We start from the raw sequence: 13,999 nt of genomic DNA, 5'->3' as shown, positions 1-13,999 counted from the left end.
TCCTAGGGTGAGCGCGTGAGCAGCACCACCGCCTCCGGACACGGCGAGCCCGGCTGGCCGATCCGCCCGGCCGCGGCGGGCGCCGATCCGGGCGCGACCCTGCGCACGGCGCTGTGGACGCCGCGAGCGCTGCGCTGGTACACCGGCGCCGTCTTCTCGCTCTTCTGGGTGTACTCGACCGTGCCGTCGGTCCTCGACGACCCGGAGTGGCCCGGCCGCGTCGCCGGCGTCGTCCTCATCGCCGCGTTCAGCGCCGGGTTCCTCGTCGCCCCGCCGCTCGCCTGGACCCTGGCGACCCGGGGCCGGCTGCTGATCTGCCTCGGGCTGCTCGCCTTCTCCTTCACGCTCCTCCCGTGGCTCGGCCGCGACGTGACCGGGCTCTGGACCTACGTCGGGGTCCTCGTGGGCATGTGCGTGTTCACCTGGCGCCTCACCGTGGTCCTCGTCGGAGCTCTCGCGCTCGTGACGCTCGCCGTCCGCCTCGAGAGCGACGGCGTCACCGAGACCGCGTTCGTGGTGCCCGTGATCATCCTCTCCATCTCGCTGATGATGGCCACCTTCGCGCGCACGATCGCCACCGTGAACCAGCTCCGTGAGACCCGGGCCGAGCTGGAGGTGCTGACGGCCGAGCGCGAGCGGAGCCGGGTGGCCCGCGACATCCACGACATCCTGGGGCATTCGCTGACGGTCATCACCGTCAAGTCCGAGCTGGCCGGACGCGTCCTCGACGCCGACCCCGAACGGGCCCGCGCCGAGATCGCGGACGTGGAGACCCTCGCCCGGGGCGCCCTCGCCGACGTCCGCGCGACCGTCTCGGGCTTCCGCGCCACGACGGCGAGCGGGGCGCTGGCGGCCGCGCGCGGCGCTCTGACCGCAGCGGGGATCACCGCCGAGCTGCCCTCCTCCACCGACACCGTGCTCCCGCAGCACCGCGAGCTGGTGGGCTGGGTGATCCGGGAGGGAGCGACCAACGTCGTCCGCCATTCGGGAGCCTCGCGCTGCCGCATCCGTCTCACCGCCTGCGAGGTCGAGATCGCCGACGACGGAGCGGGTCCTCAGGCGGCCGGGACCGGCTCGACCGGGCTGGCGGGGCTGCGCGAGCGCGTCGAGGCGGCGGGCGGACGGCTCTCCGTCGGACGGAGCGAGCTCGGCGGCTTCCGCCTGACGGCATCGCTCCCAGGAGGCGGACGTTGAGCGCCCTGCGGCTCCTGATCGCGGACGACCAGGCGCTGGTGCGGGGCGCCCTCGCCGCTCTGCTCTCCCTGGAGCCGGACATCGACGTCGTCGCGGAGGTCGGCCGCGGAGACGAGGTGGTCGCGGCGGCGATCGCCTCGACGCCGGACGTCGCGCTGCTCGACATCGAGATGCCGGGCCTGGACGGGATCGCCGCCGCCGCACTCCTCCGCGATGCGCTGCCGTCCTGCCGCGTGCTGATCGTGACGACCTTCGGCCGCCCCGGCTACCTCACCCGGGCGATGCAGGCGGGGGCCTCGGGCTTCGTGGTGAAGGACACCCCGTCCGCCCGGCTGGCCGACGCCGTGCGCCGGGTCGGGCAGGGGCTGCGCGTGGTGGACCCCGCCCTCGCAGCGGAGTCGCTGGCGCAGGGGGGCACACCGCTGACCGAGCGGGAGGCCGATGTGCTCGCCGCCGCGCGTACCGGCGGATCGATCGCCGACCTCGCGCGGATGCTGCACCTCTCCCCCGGGACGGTCAGGAACCACCTCTCGGCGGTGATCGGCAAGACCGGAGCGCGCAACCGGGCCGACGCCGTGCGGATCGCCGAGCGGAACGGCTGGCTCTGAGCGGGCCGCGCGGTCCGCGGGTCCGGGAACGCCGAAGGCCCCGACTCGACGCGCGAACCGGGGCCTTCTCGCTGTAGCGGGAGCGGGACTTGAACCCGCGACACCACGATTATGAGCCGTGTGCTCTAACCACCTGAGCTACCCCGCCGCGCGTTCTTCGCAGGCCTGGCCTGCGGGGAACGGAGCCCCCTGTGGGAATCGGACCCACTACCTCTTCCTTACCAAGGAAGTGCTCTACCAATGAGCTAAGGGGGCGCACCCGCGGGTCTGACAGCCCCTCTCGGGACGTGCCCGCGATTTGGCACCGTTAGACGATAGCACCTCCGCGGAGCGTCGATGACCGCGGGGGACGCGCCCCCGCGGCCGCCCGTCTGCGGCTACGCCCGGCTCGCCTCGTCGAGCGCGGCGAGCTCCTCGGCGCTCAGCTCGAGGGAGGCCGAATCGATCAGCGCCGGCAGCTGCTCCATCACGCGGGCGCTGGCGATCGGCGCGACCACTCCGGGCTGCGAGCGGAGCCACGCGAGCGCCACCGTCGCCACCTCGGCTCCGTGCGCCTCCGCCGCCGCGTCGAGCGCCGCCAGCACCCGGCGGCCGCGGCCGTCGAGGTAGCGGGAGGCGCCGTCGGCGCGCGGGCCCTCGGGGGTCGAGCCGTCGCGGTACTTGCCGGTCAGGAAGCCGGACGCCAGAGCGGAGTAGGGGACGACGGCCAGCCCCGCCTCGCGGGCGAGGGGCAGCAGGTCGGCCTCGATCACGCGCTCCACGAGGTTGTAGTGCGGCTGGAGGGCGACGGGCGCGTGCAGGCCCTCCTCGCCCGCGACCCGCAGCCACTCCGCGACGCGCTCGGGGCTGAAGTTCGACACTCCGATCGCGCGGACCAGGCCCTGGTCGACCAGCTCGGAGAAGACGGCGGCGATGTCGGCCATCGGCACGGCCTCGTCGTCGAAGTGGGCGTAGTAGAGGTCGATCCGGTCGGTCCCGAGGCGCTCGAGGGAGGCGCGGGCGGCCGCGCGCACGATGTCGGGCGCGAGGCCGGTGAGCTGCGGGTGGCGGCCCGCCTTCGTCGCGATCACCACGTCGTCGCGGTTCCCGGAGCGCTGAGCGAGCCACTCGCCGATGATCGTCTCGGACTCGCCGCCCGTGTTGCCCGGGACCCAGGCGGAGTAGGCGTCGGCGGTGTCGATGAAGTCGCCGCCCGCGGCCGTGTAGCCGTCGAGGACGTCGAAGGAGGTCTGCCGCCCCGCGGTCCAGCCGAAGACGTTGCCGCCGAGCGAGAGCGGGAAGACGTCGATGCCGGAGTCGCCGAGCGGCGAGCGGGTGACGGAGGAGGATGCTGCGCTGTCGATGCTCATCCCCCGATTCAAGACCCGCTCCCCGCCCCGATCGATCCCCCTCCCGCGCATGCGCGGCAAGGACTCAGACTCTCAGCGCCGCGGGTAGTCGGCGTAGGCGAAGCGCGTCGAGTCCGGCGCCCAGCCGGAGACGTTGATCGTCCCCTGCCCGCCGTGGAGGCGCTCCAGCACGCGGCCGGGCTCGAGCGTCGCGCGCCCGGGGAGGTCGAGCAGCCGCAGCTCGACGTCGACGTTCTCGGGGTGCCCGGCCGTCCCCTCCGGATAGGCGAGGTAGAGCAGGTGCGCGCCGTCGGGCGACTCGTGCGGGAACCAGTCGACCGTGTCCGACTCGACCAGGCGGGAGAGCCCGGAGCCGTCGAGGCCGAGGCGGAAGAGCTGCGCCCCTCCTCCGGCCCGCTCGGAGTTGAAGACCAGGGTGCGGCCGTCGGCCGAGACGTCGACGCCGTCGTCGGCGGGCTCGTCGTCGGTCAGGGCGGTCAGCGCGCCTCCGCCGGCCGGCATCGTGTAGACGTCGGTCCGCCACCGCCCGGAGGCGTCGCCGCCGCCGATCAGCGCGAGGGTCGCCCCGTCGGGCGAGACGCCGTGCAGGTAGTGCTTGAAGCGTGCGCCCTCGCGCTCGGCGGTCAGGCGGCGGGCGGGGGCGGAGCCGTCGAGCTCGACCGCGTAGAGGTGCCCGTCGCGCGCCGAGACGTAGGCGAGCCCGCCGGACGGGGCGAGCACGTGGTCGTTGTTGAGCTCGGCCGGCACCCCGTCGAGCGGGATCGGCTCGAGCGCTGCCGTCCCCTCCAGCGGCAGCCGGAAGAGGCCGCCGTCGCCGTTGACGATCAGGGCGGAGCCGTCCGGGGTCCAGTTCGGCGCCTCCACGAGGACGGAGTCGGATTCGAAGACGGTCGTCGACTCCCCCGTCCCGAGGTCGTGGACGCGGAGTCGGCAGAGCTGGTCGGGCAGGAGGGAGCGGGCCATGCTCCCCACGCTAGGGCCCTGGCGGATCGCGACGGGGCCGTCAAGCCTCCGCGTACTCAGGTTCCGCGTGAGGGCGCTCCGTTATTCTTGACCGACTTATGCGCTGGGTACACCTTGGGAGGAACATGTGATGCTCCTCATCCTCGTGATCTCGTTCGCGATCGCCGTGGTGACCCCCTGGCTGGTGGACCGGTTCGGGCCGAAGACCTTCTACGCGCTCGCGCTGATCCCGGCCGCGAGCTTCGCCGCCACCGCGACCGCCCTGCCGACGATCCTCGACGGCGGCGAGATCCGCGAGACCGTGCCGTGGATCCCCGCGCTGGACATCGCCCTCTCCTTCCGCCTGGACGCGCTCTCGATCGTCCTCGCCCTCGTGGTCAGCGGAGTGGGCGCCCTGGTCCTGGCCTACTGCGCGACGTACTTCAGCCGCGACGAGCCCTCGCTGGGCCGGTTCGCCGCGCTCCTGTCCGCGTTCGCCGGAGTGATGTACGGGCTGGTGACGGCCGACGACGTGATCATCCTCTTCGTCTTCTGGGAGGCGACGAGCGTCCTCTCCTACCTCCTCATCGGCCACTACAGCGGGCGCAAGGAGAGCCGGGGCGCCGGGCTCCAGGCGCTCCTGGTCACGACTCTCGGCGGGCTGGCGATGCTGGTCGGGATCATCGTCCTGATCGTGCAGGCCGGCACCACCAGCCTGTCCGGGATCGTCGCCGCCGCCCCCTCCGGCCCGATCGTGTCGACGGCGCTGGTGCTCGTGCTGCTCGGCGCGTTCTCGAAGTCGGCCCTGGTGCCGTTCCACTTCTGGCTGCCGGCCGCGATGGCCGCTCCGACGCCGGTCAGCGCCTACCTGCACGCCGCCGCGATGGTGAAGGCGGGCATCTACCTCGTCGCGCGCCTAGCGCCGGGCTTCGCCGACGACTCCGTCTGGCTGCCCGTGGTGGTGAGCGTCGGCGTCTGGACGATGCTCGTCGGCGGCTGGCGCTCGCTCCGGCAGTACGACCTCAAGCTCGTGCTGGCCTACGGCACCGTCAGCCAGCTCGGCTTCCTGACCGTCGCCGTCGGCTTCGGCTCGCGCGACGCCGCGCTGGCCGGGCTGACCCTGCTCGTCGCCCACGCCCTCTTCAAGGCGCTGCTCTTCCTCACCGTCGGCATCGTCGACCACCGCGCCGGCACGCGCGACCTCCGCAAGCTCAGCGGCCTGGGCCGGCAGGCGCCGGTGCTCGCGGGCGCGGCCCTCGTCGGCGTGCTGTCGATGGCGGGCATCCCGCCGCTGCTGGGCTTCGTCGCCAAGGAGGCCGTGTTCACGAGCCTGATCTCGGCGATCGAGCAGGGCTCGTTCTGGGCCTGGGTCGCGCTCGTCGGCCTCGTCCTCGGCTCGATCCTCACCGCGGCTTACTCCGCCCGCTTCTTCTGGGGCGCCTTCGCCCGCAAGAAGGGGCTCGAGGACACGCACCTGCACGCCGAGCCGTGGACCTTCACCGCCGCCCCGGTGCTGCTGGCGGCCGCCAGCGTGATCGGCGGGATCGCCGCCTCCGTCCTCGACCCGCTCGTCGCCGTCTACGCGGACACCCTCCGCTCCGCCGCCCCGGACGCCGATCCGGAGCCGGCCGCCGCAGCGGAGGCCTCCGACCACGGCGGCTACCACCTCGCGCTCTGGCACGGCTTCGAGCCCGCGCTGGCACTCAGCGCCCTCGTGATCGCCGTCGGACTCCTGCTCTTCGCCAAGCGCGTCGCCGTCGCGCGCGCCCAGTCGATGCTGCCCAACCGGATCGACTCCGCCGAGGGCTACTGGGCCACCGTCCGCTGGCTCGACAGCGTCGCCAGCACGGTCACGGAGTTCGTCCAGCGCGGCTCGCTTCCCCGCTACCTGACGGTGATCTTCGCGGTCTTCGTCCTCGGCGTCGGCGGTGCGGCCGCCCTCAACCGCACCTGGCCGGGCGACCTCGTCTTCTGGGACAGCCCGGGCCAGCTCGCGGTCGCGGCCGTGATGATCCTCGCAGCGGTGCTGTGCGCGATCGCCCGCAACCGCGTCGCCGCCGTGCTGCTCGCCGGCGCCACCGGCTACGGGATGGTCGCCCTCTTCGCCCTGCAGGGCGCGCCCGACCTCGCCCTCACCCAGGCGCTGATCGAGACGGTGACCCTCGTGGTCTTCGTCCTGGTCCTGCGCCGCCTCCCGACCCGCATCGCCGCGAAGCACCAGCCGATGCGCAAGCGCCTGCGCGCTGTCATCGGCATCGCCGTCGGAGCGGTCATGGCCCTCGCCGCCACCATCGCCCTCGGCGCCCGGACCGCGACGCCGATCTCGGCCGAGCTGCCCCGCCTCGCCTACGAGGAGGGCAAGGGCCGCAACATCGTCAACGTCCTGCTCGTCGACATCCGCGCCTGGGACACGATGGGCGAGATCTCGGTCCTCGTCGTGGTCGCCACCGGCGTCGCGAGCCTGATCTTCCTCTCCAGCCGGGCCGGAGGCGCACCCCGCCTCGAGTCGCAGAGCGCGGACGACCGCCGCGAGCGCGCGATGGACCTGACCGCCTCCTCCGCCGACGCCGAGCGCGACGGCGACCGCGGCTCCTGGCTCGTCGCCGGACGCACGCTGCGGCCGGAGAACCGCTCGATCGTGCTCGAGGTGCTGGTGCGCCTGCTCTTCCACCCCGCGATGATCGTGTCGGTCTACCTGCTCTTCACCGGCCACAACACCCCGGGCGGAGGCTTCGCGGGCGGTCTGCTCGCCGGACTCGCCCTCGTCGCGCGCTACCTCGCCGGCGGCCGCTTCGAGCTCGGCGAGGCCGCGCCGATCGACGCCGGCAAGGTCCTCGGACTCGGGCTCTTCTTCGCCGTCGGCACCGCCGTCTCCTCCCTGGCCTTCGGCCTCGAGGTCCTCGAGTCGAGCTGGCTCGACCTCGAGGTGCCGGTGCTGGGCGAGCTCCACCTGGGCACGTCCACCCTCTTCGACATCGGGGTGTACCTGATCGTGATCGGCCTCGCCCTCGACATCCTCCGCAGCCTCGGCGGCGAGGTCGACCGCCACGGCGAGGAGGCCGAGCAGGGCTCCCCCTCGGGCGACGGCGTCACGCACTCGACGGACAGCACCCCCGGCCCCGGCCAGGGCACCGTCGACGGGCTCGAGACCTCGCTCCCCACCGGCGCCACCGTCGTCGGCGGGCCGGGCAGGGGGGACGGCGCATGAGCATCACCCTCGTCCTCGTCGTCGTGATGGCGGTGATGTACGCGGCCGGCGTCTACCAGATGCTCGAGCGCAGCCTCACCCGCATCCTGATCGGGTTCCTGCTCGTCGGGAACGCGACCAACATCCTCATCCTGCTGATGGCCGGCCGCTCTGGCATCGCGCCGTTCGTCACCGACGACGGGCGCTCCTACGAGCAGATCGCCGCCGAGATGGCCGACCCGCTGCCGCAGGCGCTGATCCTCACGGCGATCGTGATCACCTTCGGGGTGTCCGCCTTCCTGCTCGCGATGATCTACCGGCGCTGGCGCCTCGCCAACGCCGACCAGGTGGAGGACGACGAGACCGACGCCTCGGTCCGCGAGGACGCTGCGGGCATCTCGGCCCAGACCACCGCCGACGACCGGGCGCTCGACGTCCTGCTCGAGTCCAGCGACGAGGGCACCGCCGCCAAGCACGGGGAGAGCGCCATGACCGACGACAGGAAGGAGGACCGATGAACGCCCTGATCCCGCTCGTCGTCACCCTCCCCCTCCTGGGAGCGGCCGTCGCGCTGATCCTCGGACGCCACCGGCGCGCGCAGATCACCGTGAACATCGTGACGCTCTCGAGCGTGCTGGTGATCTCCTCGGTGATGCTCGTGCTGGTCCTCACCGGCGACGGAGGCGGCAGCGCGGTCTACGTGGGCGGCTGGGAGCCGCCGTGGGGCATCGTGCTGGTCGTCGATCCGCTCGCCGCGCTGATGCTCGTGATCACCTCGATCACCCTGCTCGGCGTCCTGCTGTTCTCGGTCGGCCAGGGCCTCGTCGACGGCAACCGCGAGACGCCGGTCACGATCTTCCACCCGACCTACCTGATCCTCTCGGCGGGCATCCTCAACGCCTTCGTCGCGGGCGACCTCTTCAACCTCTACGTCGGCTTCGAGATCCTGCTGGCCGCGAGCTACGTGCTGATCACCCTGGGCGGCACCGCGCCGCGGATCCGCGCCGGCACGACCTACGTGGTCGTCAGCCTGGTCTCGAGCGTCTTCTTCCTCTCGGCCATCGGCCTGCTCTACGGCGCCACCGGCACGGTCAACATGGCGCAGCTCTCGATCCGCATCGCCGAGCTCCCCGCCGACGTGCAGCTGGTGCTCCACGTGGTGCTGCTGCTGGGCTTCGGGATCAAGGCGGCCGTGTTCCCCCTCTCGTTCTGGCTCCCGGACTCGTACCCCACGGCGCCGGCGCCGGTCACCGCCGTCTTCGCCGGACTCCTCACCAAGGTCGGCGTGTACGCGCTGATCCGCACCGAGACCCTGCTCTTCCCGGGCGGGAGGCTGAGCGAGGTGCTGCTGGTAGTGGCGCTGCTGACGCTGATCGTCGGCATCCTCGGCGCGGTCGCGCAGGCCGACATCAAGCGGATGCTGTCCTTCACGCTGGTCTCGCACATCGGCTACATGGTGTTCGGGATCGCTGTGGGCACCCCGGCCGGCTACGCGGCGACGATCTTCTACGTCATCCACCACATCACCGTGCAGACGACGCTGTTCCTCGCGACCGGCCTGATCGAGCGCGTCGGCGGCACCACCTCGATCCTGCGCCTCGGCGGGCTGCTCAAGGCCTCGCCGCTGCTGGCGCTGCTCTACTTCATCCCCGCGATGAACCTCGGCGGGATCCCGCCGTTCACCGGCTTCCTCGGCAAGGTGGGGCTCTTCGTCGCCGGCACGGAGTCGGCCGTCGATCAGCCCTCATGGCTGATCTGGGCCGTCATCGCCGCCGGGGCCGTGACCTCGCTCCTGACCCTCTACGCCGTCGCGCGCGTCTGGAACATGGTCTTCTGGCGCCGCCAGGAGGAGGTGCCCGGCTACGAGTCGCCCCTGATCGACCAGCTGCAGGAGGACCCCCACGACACGGGCAGCATCCGCACCCGCCACTCGCCGCCGATGATGGTGCTGGCCACCGCGGGGATGGTCGTGGTCGGCGTCGTGCTGACCGTCGGTGCCGGTCCCCTCTACGACGCGAGCGAGCGCGCGGCGACCGCGGTCGCCGACCCCGCGACCTACATCGCGACCGTCTACCGCGACTCGTCCTTCGGAGAGGAGGGGCCGCGATGAGCCCCCGCCGCCGCGTCGACATCTGGAACCGCGTCGCGATGTTCGTGACTCTCGTCGGCATCTGGGTGCTGCTCTGGGACGACGTCTCAGTGCTGTCGATCGTCACCGGCTTCCTGGTCGCCCTGCTGATCACCCGGGTGTTCTACCTGCCGCCGGTCGAGTTCTCGAACCGCATCAACCCGTGGTTCGTGCTGGTCTTCCTCGCGCGGCTCGTCTACGACATCGCGGTCGCCTCGGTCCGGGTCTCGTGGCAGATCCTCACCCTGCCGGTGCCGGTGCACAACGCCATCGTCGCCGTGCACCTGCGGAGCCGCTCCGAGGGGATGCTGGTCTGGACCACCGAGGCGGTGACCCTCGTCCCCGGCTCGCTCGTGATCGACGTCGACCCCCAGAAGAACGTGCTCTACCTGCACGTGCTCGGCGTCCTCCACGACGAGGGCGAGCGCATCGACGAGGTGCGCCGGACCGTCCTCGAGACCGAGGCCCGCATCGTCCGCGCCATCGGCTCCCGCGAGGACGTGCAGAGGGTGAACCGGCCGATCGAGGCCGGGGCGGGGGTGGTCCGGTGATCGACTGGCTGATCTGGATCCTGGTGCCGGTGTTCGGCGCCGCCTGCCTGCTCGCACTCGTGCGGATCCTCCGTGGACCCTCCGTTCTGGACCGCGTCGTCGCGGCCGACGTGCTCGTCGCGACGATCATCTGCGGGATCGGCGCCGAGATGGCCGTCAACCACCACGCGCGGACCCTGCCCGTCGTGCTCGGGCTCGCGCTCTTCGCCGTCTTCGGCTCGATCAGCGTCGCCAAGTTCATGGCCAACCGCGAGGAGGACTGACATGGACCTGTTCTTCGACGTCCTGACCGCGGTGCTGCTCGTCGCCGGCGCCCTGCTCTCGCTCGTCGCCGCCATCGGCCTGCTGCGCTTCGACGACCTGCTGTCCCGGATGCACGCGGGCACGAAGCCTCAGGTGCTCGGCCTGATCTGCGTGATGCTCGCGGTCGCCATCCGGAACCCCGGCTTCGCCGCAGCGGGGACGATCGTGCTGGTGATCGGCTTCCAGCTGCTGACCGTGCCCGTCTCGGCGCACATGGTGGGCCGGGCCGCCTACCGGGCCGAGGCCGTCTCCCCCGGCCACCTCGTCGCCGACGAGCTCGCCGAGGCGGTCACCCGCGCCGACGAGCAGGCCCGCGCCACCGGGCCCGAGACCGCGCACGCGTCCGAGGAGCGGGCACGGACCTCCTCCGCACCGCCGCCCGAGGACGAGGACGGCCCGGCCGCGACCGCCTAGGCGGCGAGGACGAGCTGCACGGCGGTCGCGCCGGTCATGCTGCGCAGGGCGAATCCGCCGATCGCGAGGGTGACGGCGACCAGGCCGCCGACGAGCAGCACCAGAACCGGCACCACCCACAGCAGCGCCCGTCGGCGTCGGGCCCGGGCCTCGTCCGGCGTCTCATCCATCACCCGTCGACTGTACGGGACGGCGGGGGGCGTGCCCCCGGCGCCCCCGGGCCGCCCGATAAACTCGGCCCATGACCCTGGACTCCGCTCTCTCCGGCGCGCCCGAGAACTCCCCCGGCCCCGACTCCGAGGCCGAGCACCGCCGGGGAGCCGAGTGGTGGCGCACCGCCGTCATCTACCAGATCTACCCGCGCTCCTTCGCGGACGCGGACGGCGACGGCATCGGCGACCTGCCCGGGATCGCCTCGCGCCTCGAGAGCCTCGCCGAGCTCGGCGTCGACGCGATCTGGCTCTCCCCCTTCATGACCTCGCCGCAGAAGGACGCGGGCTACGACGTCGCCGACTACTGCGACGTCGATCCGCTCTTCGGCACCCTCGCCGACTTCGACGCGATGCTGGCCCGCGCTCACGCCCTGGGAATCCGGATCATCGTCGACCTCGTCCCCAACCACTCCTCCAGCGCCCACCGCTGGTTCCAGGAGGCGCTCGCCGCTCCCGCGGGCAGCGCCGAGCGGGCGCGCTACCTGTTCCGCGACGGCCGGGGCGAGTCGGGCGAGCTGCCCCCGAACAACTGGGAGTCGGTCTTCGGCGGCCCCGCGTGGACCCGCGTCATGGAGCCCGACGGCTCGGCCGGTCAGTGGTACCTTCACCTCTTCGACACCTCGCAGCCCGACTTCGACTGGACGAACGAGTGGGTGCGCGAGCGCTTCCGCGAGGTCCTCCGCTTCTGGCTCGACCGCGGCGTCGACGGCTTCCGCGTCGACGTGGCGCACGGGATGATCAAGGCCGAGGGTCTGCCCGACTACACGCCGCCCGCCGACAGCGGGTCGATGGGCGGAGTCGCGCCCGCCGACGGCGCGGAGCCCGCCACCGCCCCCTACTGGGCCCAGGACGGCGTCCACGAGATCTACCGCGACTGGCACTCCCTGCTCGCCGAGTACCCGGACGACCGCGTGCTCTGCGCCGAGGCGTGGGTGCAGCCGCTCTCGAAGCTCGCCCGCTGGGTCCGCCCCGACGAGATGCACCAGGCCTTCAACTTCGCCTACCTCGAGACCCCGTGGAGCGCACCCGCCCTCCGCGACATCATCGACTCCTCCGTCGAAGCCTTCGCCGCGGTCGGCGCCCCGTCGACCTGGGTGCTGTCGAACCACGACGTCGTGCGCCACGCGAGCCGCCTGGCCCTGACGTCCGACAACCCGCAGGGCTACGGCATCGGCCCGCGCACGCCCGGACTCCCCGACCCCGTCCTGGGGCTGCGCCGCGCTCGCGCCGCGACCGCCCTCATGCTCGCGCTCCCCGGATCCGCCTACGTCTACCAGGGCGAGGAGCTCGGGCTCCCCGAGGCGATCGACCTGCCGGACTCGGCGCGTCAGGACCCGACCTGGTTCCGCACCGGCGGCGAGCGCTACGGCCGCGACGGCTGCCGGGTGCCGATCCCGTGGGAGGCGGACGCGCCCGCGTACGGCTTCAGCGGCTCCGGCGACTCCTGGCTGCCGCAGCCCGGCGACTGGGCGCCGCTCGCCCGCGACCGCCAGCGCGGTGTCGCGGGCTCGACGCTCGAGCTGTACCGGTCCCTGCTCGCCGTGCGCCGCGCCGAGGACCTGGGCTCGGGCGCCGTCGAGTGGCTCGAGGGCTACCCGGAGGACGTCGTGGCGTTCCGCAACGGAGCCGTCACGGTGATCGCGAACCTCGGCGAGGCTCCGGTCGAGCTGCCCGTCGGCTCCGTGGTGCTGTGCTCGGAGGAGTTGCACGAGCCGGCGCTGCCCGCCGACACCACGGTCTGGCTGCGCGCGGAGTAGCCGGCGCGTCGGCTCCGCGGGGGCTGCGTGCGATCTGCAGGAGGCCGTGCCGACTGCAGGAGAGAGTGCCGTCTGCAGGAGGCGGTGCCATCTGCAGGAGGCAGCGGTGCCGTCTGCAGGATGCGGTGCCGTCTGCAGGATGTGGTGCCATCTGCACGAGGCGGTGCCGTCTGCAGGAAGCAGCGGTGCCGTCTGCAGGGGAAGAACGCCTCAGCGAGCGGCGCGGCTGGAGATGCGGACGATCACGCTCAGATCACCTGCAGACCGCACACGGCCCTGCACACCGCACGCGAGACCGCACACGGCCCTGCACACCGCACGCGAGTCCTGCCGACGTCAGCGCCCGGCGTTGGCCTTCAGCCACAGGTAGGAGTCGACCTTCGTCACGCCGTCGAGGCGGATCTCGAAGTGCAGGTGCGGGCCGGTCGACATGCCGGTCGTGCCCACCAGCCCGAGCAGCTGGCCGACCTTGACCGGGTCGCCCTCGTTCACGGCCGCCGAGCCGTGCTGCATGTGCGCGTACACGCTCGAGACCAGCTGCCCGTCGATCTCGTGGTCGACGATCACGTGCACGCCGAGCGAGCCTTCGCCGTCGATGACCGTGCGCACGACGCCGTCGGCGATCGCCTGGATGGGCGAGCCGTCGCCCGGGTTGAAGTCGGTGCCGCCGTGGTTCACCGAGCAGCCCGCGCAGTTGCGGTAGCCGAAGCGGTCGCCCACCGGCACGCCGACGGCGAAGGGCCACTGGATCGACGCGTTCGGATCGTTCGTGAAGCCGGTGTCGGAAGTGCGGACGATGTCGGCGACGTTGGTCTGCGTCTTGCGCTCCTGCACGCCGAACCCGTCGCGGGCGACCGTCTCGGCGCTGACCTCGCCGGCGACGAACGACTGCGCGCCGCGGCGGGCGTCGGCGCCGAAGGGGGTCGAGAGGCCCTGCGCCTGCACGTCCTCCGCGGTCAGGAGCGACGTGGCCGGCAGCGACGTCGCCGCGACGATGGCCGCGACGAACGAGAGGGCGACGAGTCCGCCGACCCGGGCCCGGCGCACGGGCCGGAGCGGCGTCGCGCGCGGTGCGGGGACGGGGGCCGGGGCGCTGCGGACCGAGGCGACGCGTCGCTCCGCCTCGCGCAGCTGCTCCGCCGTGGGAGCCGCGAGGAGGTCATCGGAGCCGCTCGCCAGCGAGACGTCGGAGGCGAGGGCCAGAGCGCGCTCGCGCTCGCGGAGCTCGCGACGGGAGAGGGGTGGGGTCGATTCGCCGCGGATCGCGCCGTCCTCGCCGAGCATCGCGGGCAGGAAGTCGAGGTAGAGGTTGTCGCGGAGGAACGTCCAGCCCATGCCGGAGCGGCGGATCGCG

The 13,999-nt window shown here is 72.7% G+C and carries 13 protein-coding genes and 2 tRNA genes; 9 read left to right on the top strand and 6 right to left on the bottom strand.

Translation table 11 applies throughout. From position 1 onward, the window contains the following. The first annotated feature begins 15 nt into the window (after positions 1 to 15). Entirely contained in the window at positions 16 to 1,194 is a 1,179-nt protein-coding gene (locus C5D44_RS14145) for a sensor histidine kinase (RefSeq protein WP_258065116.1), read from the top strand. Further along, positions 1,191 to 1,802 carry a response regulator gene (locus C5D44_RS14140; RefSeq protein ID WP_104277353.1) on the top strand — a complete coding sequence of 204 codons (612 nt, stop codon included), beginning with the start codon at positions 1,191 to 1,193 and terminating at the stop codon, positions 1,800 to 1,802. The genes C5D44_RS14145 and C5D44_RS14140 overlap by 4 nt, the downstream gene beginning before the upstream one ends. Before the next feature lie 74 nt (positions 1,803 to 1,876). On the opposite strand, the gene C5D44_RS14135 is transcribed toward C5D44_RS14140, so the two are convergent. The 4 genes from C5D44_RS14135 to C5D44_RS14120 form a co-directional block, all read right to left on the bottom strand. Beyond that, a tRNA-Met gene (locus C5D44_RS14135) sits at positions 1,877 to 1,950 on the bottom strand. A gap of 35 nt (positions 1,951 to 1,985) precedes the next feature. Further along, positions 1,986 to 2,057, bottom strand: a tRNA-Thr gene (locus tag C5D44_RS14130). Positions 2,058 to 2,179: 122 nt separating this feature from the next. Further along, the gene (locus C5D44_RS14125; RefSeq protein WP_104282038.1) at positions 2,180 to 3,151 is read right to left on the bottom strand and encodes an aldo/keto reductase; all 972 of its coding nucleotides are present in this window, start codon (positions 3,149 to 3,151) and stop codon (positions 2,180 to 2,182) included. 72 nt (positions 3,152 to 3,223) lie between these two features. After that, positions 3,224 to 4,114 carry a PD40 domain-containing protein gene (locus C5D44_RS14120; RefSeq protein WP_104282037.1) on the bottom strand — a complete coding sequence of 297 codons (891 nt, stop codon included), beginning with the start codon at positions 4,112 to 4,114 and terminating at the stop codon, positions 3,224 to 3,226. Positions 4,115 to 4,244: 130 nt separating this feature from the next. Here C5D44_RS14120 and C5D44_RS14115 point away from each other — a divergent pair, with 130 nt between their 5' ends. The 6 genes from C5D44_RS14115 to mnhG are packed head-to-tail and all read left to right on the top strand — an operon-like array spanning position 4,245 to position 10,676. Continuing rightward, positions 4,245 to 7,301 (top strand): Na+/H+ antiporter subunit A, encoded by a 3,057-nt coding sequence (locus tag C5D44_RS14115; RefSeq protein WP_104282036.1) that lies wholly within the window; start codon positions 4,245 to 4,247, stop codon positions 7,299 to 7,301. Beyond that, positions 7,298 to 7,798 carry a Na(+)/H(+) antiporter subunit C gene (locus C5D44_RS14110; protein WP_104223614.1) on the top strand — a complete coding sequence of 167 codons (501 nt, stop codon included), beginning with the start codon at positions 7,298 to 7,300 and terminating at the stop codon, positions 7,796 to 7,798. The genes C5D44_RS14115 and C5D44_RS14110 overlap by 4 nt, the downstream gene beginning before the upstream one ends. After that, complete coding sequence (locus tag C5D44_RS14105) at positions 7,795 to 9,390, top strand: Na+/H+ antiporter subunit D (RefSeq protein ID WP_104277349.1); 1,596 nt, start codon at positions 7,795 to 7,797, stop codon at positions 9,388 to 9,390. The genes C5D44_RS14110 and C5D44_RS14105 overlap by 4 nt, the downstream gene beginning before the upstream one ends. Continuing rightward, positions 9,387 to 9,959 (top strand): Na+/H+ antiporter subunit E, encoded by a 573-nt coding sequence (locus C5D44_RS14100; RefSeq protein WP_104277348.1) that lies wholly within the window; start codon positions 9,387 to 9,389, stop codon positions 9,957 to 9,959. The genes C5D44_RS14105 and C5D44_RS14100 overlap by 4 nt, the downstream gene beginning before the upstream one ends. Next, a complete protein-coding gene (locus tag C5D44_RS14095; RefSeq protein WP_308470821.1) occupies positions 9,956 to 10,222 on the top strand; it encodes a monovalent cation/H+ antiporter complex subunit F in 267 nt (88 codons plus the stop codon). Before C5D44_RS14100 ends, C5D44_RS14095 begins: the two co-directional genes overlap by 4 nt. Position 10,223: 1 nt before the next feature. Beyond that, positions 10,224 to 10,676 carry a monovalent cation/H(+) antiporter subunit G gene (gene mnhG / locus C5D44_RS14090; RefSeq protein WP_104282035.1) on the top strand — a complete coding sequence of 151 codons (453 nt, stop codon included), beginning with the start codon at positions 10,224 to 10,226 and terminating at the stop codon, positions 10,674 to 10,676. On the opposite strand, the gene C5D44_RS18145 is transcribed toward mnhG, so the two are convergent. Beyond that, positions 10,673 to 10,849: a hypothetical protein gene (locus C5D44_RS18145; RefSeq protein ID WP_181110031.1), complete on the bottom strand. Its 177-nt coding sequence runs from the start codon at positions 10,847 to 10,849 to the stop codon at positions 10,673 to 10,675. The two genes, mnhG and C5D44_RS18145, sit on opposite strands and share 4 nt — an antisense overlap. Before the next feature lie 68 nt (positions 10,850 to 10,917). Here C5D44_RS18145 and C5D44_RS14085 point away from each other — a divergent pair, with 68 nt between their 5' ends. Further along, positions 10,918 to 12,645, top strand: coding sequence for a glycoside hydrolase family 13 protein (locus C5D44_RS14085; protein ID WP_104282034.1), 1,728 nt, complete (start codon positions 10,918 to 10,920; stop codon positions 12,643 to 12,645). Between the two features lie 336 nt (positions 12,646 to 12,981). Here C5D44_RS14085 and C5D44_RS14080 read toward each other — a convergent pair. Beyond that, positions 12,982 to 13,999 (bottom strand): M23 family metallopeptidase (locus C5D44_RS14080; RefSeq protein ID WP_104282033.1); only part of this gene is annotated, 1,018 nt, incomplete at its 5' end.

Source organism: Rathayibacter sp. AY1B5 (assembly GCF_002932795.1).
Lineage (GTDB): Bacteria > Actinomycetota > Actinomycetes > Actinomycetales > Microbacteriaceae > Rathayibacter.
Note: the sequence above shows the minus strand (reverse complement) of the source record. Positions and strands in the feature narration are given on the sequence as shown.

Bases quoted from the DNA above. Each gene is read 5' to 3' on its own strand.
- C5D44_RS14125 (WP_104282038.1), bottom strand. From the start codon at position 3,151: ATGAGCATCGACAGCGCAGCATCCTCCTCCGTCACCCGCTCGCCGCTC.
- C5D44_RS14120 (WP_104282037.1), bottom strand. From the start codon at position 4,114: ATGGCCCGCTCCCTCCTGCCCGACCAGCTCTGCCGACTCCGCGTCCAC.
- C5D44_RS14115 (WP_104282036.1), top strand. From the start codon at position 4,245: ATGCTCCTCATCCTCGTGATCTCGTTCGCGATCGCCGTGGTGACCCCC.
- C5D44_RS14110 (WP_104223614.1), top strand. From the start codon at position 7,298: ATGAGCATCACCCTCGTCCTCGTCGTCGTGATGGCGGTGATGTACGCG.
- C5D44_RS14105 (WP_104277349.1), top strand. From the start codon at position 7,795: ATGAACGCCCTGATCCCGCTCGTCGTCACCCTCCCCCTCCTGGGAGCG.
- C5D44_RS14100 (WP_104277348.1), top strand. From the start codon at position 9,387: ATGAGCCCCCGCCGCCGCGTCGACATCTGGAACCGCGTCGCGATGTTC.
- mnhG (WP_104282035.1), top strand. From the start codon at position 10,224: ATGGACCTGTTCTTCGACGTCCTGACCGCGGTGCTGCTCGTCGCCGGC.
- C5D44_RS14085 (WP_104282034.1), top strand. From the start codon at position 10,918: ATGACCCTGGACTCCGCTCTCTCCGGCGCGCCCGAGAACTCCCCCGGC.